At 64.5% G+C, this 6,962-nt stretch carries 8 protein-coding genes; 7 read left to right on the top strand and 1 reads right to left on the bottom strand.

Annotated elements, in window-relative coordinates; all coding sequences use genetic code 11:
- From ACSLE4_RS06600 to metG, 4 genes are all read left to right on the top strand, one after another.
- A partial coding sequence (locus tag ACSLE4_RS06600) for a D-alanyl-D-alanine carboxypeptidase family protein (protein ID WP_435903686.1) occupies positions 1 to 962 on the top strand: 962 nt, incomplete at its 5' end.
- Between the two features lie 8 nt (positions 963 to 970).
- Entirely contained in the window at positions 971 to 1,618 is a 648-nt protein-coding gene (gene tmk, locus ACSLE4_RS06595; protein WP_435903685.1) for a dTMP kinase, read from the top strand.
- A 10-nt stretch (positions 1,619 to 1,628) separates the two neighbouring features.
- On the top strand, positions 1,629 to 2,747 hold the full coding sequence (locus ACSLE4_RS06590) for a DNA polymerase III subunit delta' (protein WP_435903684.1): 1,119 nt from the start codon (positions 1,629 to 1,631) through the stop codon (positions 2,745 to 2,747).
- A gap of 53 nt (positions 2,748 to 2,800) precedes the next feature.
- Positions 2,801 to 4,366, top strand: coding sequence for a methionine--tRNA ligase (gene metG / locus ACSLE4_RS06585; protein ID WP_435903683.1), 1,566 nt, complete (start codon positions 2,801 to 2,803; stop codon positions 4,364 to 4,366).
- A gap of 6 nt (positions 4,367 to 4,372) precedes the next feature.
- Here metG and ACSLE4_RS06580 read toward each other — a convergent pair whose 3' ends face one another.
- Positions 4,373 to 4,687, bottom strand: coding sequence for a glutaredoxin family protein (locus tag ACSLE4_RS06580; RefSeq protein WP_435903682.1), 315 nt, complete (start codon positions 4,685 to 4,687; stop codon positions 4,373 to 4,375).
- Positions 4,688 to 4,827: 140 nt separating this feature from the next.
- Between ACSLE4_RS06580 and ACSLE4_RS06575 the strand changes: the two genes are divergently transcribed.
- The 3 genes from ACSLE4_RS06575 to ACSLE4_RS06565 form a co-directional block, all read left to right on the top strand.
- Positions 4,828 to 5,634, top strand: coding sequence for a TatD family hydrolase (locus ACSLE4_RS06575; protein ID WP_435903687.1), 807 nt, complete (start codon positions 4,828 to 4,830; stop codon positions 5,632 to 5,634).
- Positions 5,631 to 6,425 (top strand): MBL fold metallo-hydrolase, encoded by a 795-nt coding sequence (locus ACSLE4_RS06570; RefSeq protein WP_435903681.1) that lies wholly within the window; start codon positions 5,631 to 5,633, stop codon positions 6,423 to 6,425. The genes ACSLE4_RS06575 and ACSLE4_RS06570 overlap by 4 nt, the downstream gene beginning before the upstream one ends.
- Positions 6,426 to 6,564: 139 nt before the next feature.
- Positions 6,565 to 6,962, top strand: a 398-nt coding sequence (locus ACSLE4_RS06565) for a hypothetical protein (RefSeq protein WP_435903680.1), incomplete at its 3' end; no start/stop codon positions are given.

Genomic DNA, 6,962 nt, shown 5'->3' with positions numbered 1-6,962 from the left:
TCTTCCGCGAGCTGAAGACCGGGCGGCTCAAGCTCGACGACAGCTTCACCGTCACCGAACATGCGTGGCGCACGGGCGGCGCGCCTTCGGGCACGGCGGCGATGTTCGCGCCGCTCGGCGATCCCATCACCATCAGCGATCTCGTCCAGGGCGTGGCCGTCCAGTCGGGCAACGACGCCACCATCATCCTGGCCGAAGGGATCGCGGGGAGCGAAGAGGCCTTCGTCAAGAGGATGAACGATTACGCAAAGGAGCTTGGGATGACCCAGTCGACCTATGTGAATACGAATGGCCTGCCGGCCGAAGGCCACCTCACTTCGGCGCGGGATCTGGCGATCCTCGCCAAGCATCTGATCGACGCTTACCCGGAGTACTATCATTACTTTGGCCAGAAGGAGTTCCGCTACCGGGACAAGTTCACCTTCCGGAACCGCAATCCGCTGGTCTGGGCCGATATCGGCGTGGACGGTCTCAAGACCGGGCACCTAAAGGAGTCAGGCTACGGACTCGTGGCCAGCGCCAAGCGCGGCGATCAGCGGCTGATCCTCGTGGTCAACGGCCTGGAGTCGCCGAACGAACGGGAGTCGGAGGCGCGCCGCATGCTGGAATGGGGCTTCAAGAGCTTCAAGCCGTTCCGGCTGTTCGACGCGGACGAGAAGGTGAGCGATGCGCTCGTGTGGGGCGGCGAGAAGCATTATGTGCCGCTTGTCGGCGACGGCGATATCGATCTCCTGCTACCGACGAGCGCCACGGGCGCGGTGTCCGCCGAGGTCATCTATAACGGTCCCATCAAGGCGCCGATCAAGAAGGGCGATCAGATTGCGACATTGCGGGTCAATGCGGCCGAATCCACGGCAACGAATGAAATCCCGCTCTATGCCGGCGAGGACATCAAAAGCAGCGGTTTCGCCATGCGCGGCATCGACTCCCTGCTCGTGCTCGCGTTCGGCTGGCTCCTTTAGACACTGACATGCAGCGCGGCGTCGAAATCGGCCGGTTCATCACCTTCGAAGGCGGCGAGGGCTCGGGCAAGTCCACGCAAGCGGGCATCCTCGCCAACCGGCTTTCGCGCGCCGGACGCGCGGTGCTCGCGACCCGCGAGCCCGGCGGGTCGCCGGCGGCGGAGGAAATCCGCGAGGTCCTGCTCTCGGGCCAAGTCGCGCCGCTAGGACCGCTGGCGGAGGCGGTGCTCTTCTCGGTGGCGCGCGCTGACCACGTGGACAACGCGATCAAGGACGCGCTCCAGGAGGGCGCGTGGGTGGTGTGCGACCGGTTCATGGATTCCACGCGTGCCTATCAGGGAGCGACGGCCGGTGTGCCGCGCGGGATCATCAATGCACTGGAACGGCTGACCGTGGGCGCGCTGGCGCCCGACATCACGTTCATTCTCGATATCCCCGCGGAAGAAGGGCTCGCCCGCGCCCAAGCCCGCGCCGAGGGCGCCGAGCCCGACCGCTTCGAGGGGCAGGAGCTCATGCTGCATGAGCGGGTGCGCCGCGCGTTTCTCGACATCGCCGATGAGGAGCCGGCCCGCTGCGTCGTGGTCGACGCAAGCCAGCCCGAGGCCATGGTGGCCGAGGATGTGTGGGAAACGGTGCTCCAGCGCCTGAACCCATGAGGGCGAGCCGATGAGCGCCGCAGCGGAGCGTTCGGGCAATACACCTATCGAGCCCGATCGTCTCGATCCCTTCTCCACGCCGCGGGAGGTCGATCGTGTCTTCGGCCATGATGCGGCGGCGGCCGAGTTCGAGAGCGCGCTTCGAAGCGGCCGCATGCACCACGCATGGCTCTTGGTGGGACCGGAAGGCGTCGGCAAGGCGACGCTCGCTTACCGCTTCGCCCGCACGGTTCTGGCCCACCGCGAAGCGGCCGAAGACGCGCAGGATGTGCCCGGCGAGCACCCCTTGTTCCGGAAAGTGGCGGGGCTGTCCCATCCGAATCTGCTCCTCATCCGCCGATCCTGGATCGAGAAGACCAAGCGCTACTCGCAATGGATCTCCGTGGATGAGGTGCGCCGCCTGCGCGCCTTTCTTGGCAACACGGCGGGCGAGGGGACTTGGCGTGTCGTTATCGTCGACCGGGCCGATGAGTTGAACCAGAACGCGGCGAACGCGCTGCTGAAGGCGCTGGAGGAGCCGCCGCCCCGCACGCTGTTTCTTCTAATCTCGAACGCCGAAGGGCGGCTTCCGGTCACCATTCGTTCGCGGACGCGGGTGCTGCGGGTGCCTGGCTTGGACGATGAGCCTCTGGGGCAAGCGGTGCGCGCGGCGCTCGACCGCGACGGGGTCAGGGCCGACGCCAAAGATCTTGCCCTGGCGCTGGCGCTCTCTCAAGGGAGCGAACGGCGCGCGCTGGAGCTGGTCTCGAGCAAAGGCATCGATCTCTATGACCAGATTCTCGAGACCGTCGCCGCGCTGCCCGACCTCGACGGCGGCGCGTTGCACAAGCAAGCCGAGCGGCTCTCGGGCGTCAACGATACGGAGCGGCTGGAGCTTTACCTCGCGCTGCTGCTCGGCCTGATGGAGCGGCTGATCCGCTTCACCGCCACCGGAGAGGGCGCCACCGAGGCGGAACGAAAACTCGCCAAGCGCTTCGTTTCAAAGAATAATCTTGCCCAGTGGGCGGAGGCCTGGGAGGCGCTCTCGGAGGCGAAGAGCGAGGCATTCGCGCTCAACCTCGACCGGAGCCTCCTGGTGCTGAATGCCTGGTTCCGCCTCCAGCACCTCACCGAGGAGCATCCTGTTTAGGGCATCGGCGGACCACGCTTGCCGGGCGCGGGTCGCAAGGTTATGTCTCCGCCATGGCTGAGAAGCGGCCCTATTACATCACCACGGCGATCTCCTACCCGAACGATGCGCCCCATATCGGCCATGCCTACGAGGCTGTGGCGACGGACGCGCTCGCCCGCTTTCGGCGGTTACAGGGGATGGACGTGTTCTTTCTCACCGGCACCGACGAGCACGGCATCAAGATGCTGCAGACCGCGCGCGCGCAAGGAATCAGTGCCGCCGAGCTCGCCGACCGCAACACGCCGAAGTTCCGCGAGATGGTGCGGGCGCTCAACTGCTCCCATGACGATTTCATCACGACGCGCGAGGAGCGCCATACGCGTTCGGCGCAAGAGTTATGGCGGCGCATGCAAGAGGCCGGCGACATCTATCTCGACAAATATGCCGGCTGGTACTCGGTGCGCGACGAGGCCTATTACGACGAGAAGGAGCTGACGGACGGACCGGACGGCAACAAGCTGTCGCCCCAGGGCACGCCGGTGGAATGGGTGGAGGAGGAGAGCTATTTCTTTCGGCTGTCCGCCTTCCAGGACAAGCTACTTTCGCATTACGAGGCGCATCCGGAGTTCATCGGGCCGGAAACCCGCGCCAACGAGGTGAAGAGCTTTGTGCGCGGCGGGCTCCAAGATCTTTCCGTCTCGCGCACAACGTTCGACTGGGGCGTCCCTGTGCCCGGCGATCCCAAGCACATCATGTATGTGTGGGTGGACGCGCTGACCAACTACATCACAGGCGTCGGATTCCCGGACGAAGCATCGGAAAGCTTCAAGAAATACTGGCCGGCCGATGTTCATATCATCGGCAAGGACATCATCCGCTTTCATGCGGTCTATTGGCCGGCCTTCTTGATGTCGGCGGGCGTGGCGTTGCCGAAGCAGGTGTTCGGGCACGGCTTCCTCTATAACCGCGGGGAGAAGATGTCGAAGTCAGTCGGCAACGTGGTCGATCCCTTCGTGCTGGCTTCCGACTTCGGCGTGGATCAGATCCGCTACTTCCTGTTGCGTGAGGTGCCGTTCGGCCAGGACGGCAATTACAGCCGCGACGGCATCACGCAACGGATCAATGCCGACCTCGCCAACGATCTCGGCAATCTGGCGCAGCGCTCGCTGTCGATGATCGCCAAGAACTGCGGTGGGGTGGTGCCGGAGCCCGGCGCGCTTACGGAAGCCGACGAGACCATTCTTGCCGCCGCCGACGGCGTGCTGCCGCGGGTCGAGGAGGCGATCGACGCCTTCGCCATCCACCGGGCCTTGGAGATCGTCTGGGCGCTGATTGCCGACGCCAACCGCTATTTCGCGGGCGAAGAGCCCTGGGCGCACAAGAAGACCGACCCCGAGCGCATGGGAACGATCCTCTATGTGACGGCGGAGGTCACGCGGCAGATCGCCATTCTGGTGCAGGCGGTGATGCCCGAGAGCGGCGCGAAACTTCTGGATCAGCTCGGCGTGGTTGAGGACGCGCGCGATTTCGCGAGCCTCGGGCCTGCGGGGCGCTTGAAGCCCGGCTCGGAGCTTCCGGCGCCCAGTGCCGTGTTCCCGCGCTATGTGGAGCCGGACAGCGAGGCGGCGGCGTCTTAAGGACCGCTATCGGCACAGCCGCTTGATGCGCGCTTCGTCGGGGCCTTCCACAACAGCGTTTCCGATAAGCGTGCGCGGCACGGACGCGTCGCCGAAACGTTCGATCATGTCGGCTTGGACGGGCGCGGTTGTGGCATCCCGAATGGTGTAACGAATGTTGTTGCGGGCGAGGATGGCGCGCACCTGGCGGCAATAGGTGCACCACGAGGCGTTGTAGAGGACGACGCGCTTGCTGCATCCGGCCTGCGCGGGCGGTGCCGCGAACAGAAGCAGGGCGAACGTGGCGCCGGCAATGAGCGTGAGGCAGATCCGTCTCGGCATTCGATCCTCTCTTAGTGTGCCTCTCTAAGGCGGGGTGGTCCCTATTGTTTCCTCGGCCCATATGCGGCACATAGGGCTTGGAGAATCTCCGCCCGTCACCCTAGCAGTTTGAATCAACATAGGTATTTCATCTTTCCGTGATGCTGATCGACAGCCACTGTCATCTCGATTTCCCCGAGCTCAACGCCGAGCTCGACGGGGTTCTGGCGCGTGCGCGCGAGGCGGGCGTGGGGCTGATGGTGACCATCTCGACCCGGGTCGCGAAGTTCGACGATCTGAAGGCCATCGTCGAGGCGCACGATAACGTCTACTGCTCGGTCGGGACGCACCCGCACAACGCCGCGGAAGAGCCGAATATCACGGTCGAGGAGCTGATCCAGATCGCTCGCCATCCCAAGGTTGTGGCCATCGGCGAGGCGGGACTCGACTACCATTACGATCACAGCCCGCGCGACATGCAGAAGAAGAGCTTCCGCACCCATATCGCCGCTGCGCGGGAGACGGGCTTGCCGCTCGTCATTCATGCGCGCGAGGCGGACGCGGACGTGGCGCGTATCCTGGAAGAGGAAAGCAAGGAGGGGGCCTTTCCCTTCGTGCTTCATTGCTTCACGTCCGGCGCGGACCTGGCCCATCGCGGGCTCGCGCTCGGCGGGTATATCTCCTTCTCGGGCGTGGTGACCTTCAAGAAGGCGGAAGCCTTGCGCGATATCGCGCTCGCGGTTCCCTACGATCGCGTTCTGGTGGAAACCGACGCGCCCTATCTCGCGCCCGAGCCATTCCGTGGCAAGACCAACGAGCCCGCCTTCGTGGCGAAGACCGCCGCGCGGCTAGCGGCTTTGCGCGGGATCAGCGAGGATGAGATGGCGCACATGACGACGGAGAATTTTTTCCATCTTTTCAAGAAGGTGCCCCGCGCGGCTCTGAAAGCACAATCAAGCGCCGCATGAGCTTGAAAGCCACCATCCTCGGCTGCGGCACGTCCGGCGGCGTGCCCCGCATCGGCAATGAGTGGGGCGCGTGCGATCCCAGCAACCCCAAGAACCGGCGCCGGCGCTGCGCGCTTCTGGTGGAGCGGCACGGACCGGACGGGGTCACGCGAGTGCTCGTGGATACGCCGCCGGATTTGCGCGAGCAGTTGATCGACGCGGAGGTCAGCCTTCTCGACGGCGTGCTCTACACGCATGATCACGCCGACCACGTTCACGGCATCGATGACCTGCGCATGGTGGCTTACAACGGCCGCCGCCGGGTCGATGTCTATTTCGACGAGACCGTCGGACAGGCGTTGCGCCGACGCTTCGCCTATTGCTTCGAGCAGCCGGAAGGCAGCGAGTATCCCTCCGTGCTGAATGCAAGGCACATCAGGCCCGGTGAGATGGTTCGCATCGAGGGTCCGGGCGGCGTGATCGAGGCCATGCCCTTCCTTCAGCGGCATGGCGCCATCGATACGCTCGGCTTTCGGTTCGATGGGATCGCCTACTCGCCGGACGTCAACGACTTTCCGGACGCGGCGCTGCCTTACCTCGAAGGGCTCGATGTGTGGATCCTCGATGCGCTTCGCTACACTGGGCACCCAAGCCATCTGACGGTGGAGCAGGCACTCTCCTGGATCGAACGGCTGAAGCCGAAGCGGTCCATCCTCACCCATATGCACGTGGATCTCGACTATGAGACTTTGGCTGGCGAACTGCCCGATGGGGTGGAGCCGGCTTATGACGGCCTGGTGATTACCGCCTAGATTGCGTCGGCTCGGCCTCGGTTTCGTCTTGGATTTGTGTCACCTGCCATGTCTGGTCTGCTAGGATGCTGGCCTTGCATGGCAGGGTTTCGGTCCAAGCGGCTCTGAAAACTGCAATATCTTGAAGACGGGGAGTGCCGTGCTCGAATCCGTGTCGAGGAGCCTGGAAGGCAAGGATCTGCGCTGCTGTCCGCAATGCGACAGCGACACGCACGAGGTCCTGCCCGCCTATTCGTCCGGCGCTTGGAAGATCGTCGCTTGCGGAGATTGCGGCTTCGTCTATCTCCGCAACCCGCCGAAATACGAGCGGCTGGTAGACGAATTCGCCTGGGAGAAGACACGCGACGCGGAAGTGAAGCGCCGCCGCAAAAACCGGCCCATTCGCAAATGGCTCGACGAGAAGACACGCTGGCGGTCGAACCTGTTGCGGCCGAGCGCGTCGCGTCAATTGCGCCGGATGTTTCCGCCCGGGCGAATCCTCGACGTCGGCTGCGGGGCGGGGCGCGAGATCCCCGAACCCTACGTGCCTTTCGGTAT

It is taken from the genome of Methyloceanibacter sp., assembly GCF_051306395.1.
Classification (GTDB): domain Bacteria; phylum Pseudomonadota; class Alphaproteobacteria; order Rhizobiales; family Methyloligellaceae; genus Methyloceanibacter.
Note: the sequence above shows the minus strand (reverse complement) of the source record. Positions and strands in the feature narration are given on the sequence as shown.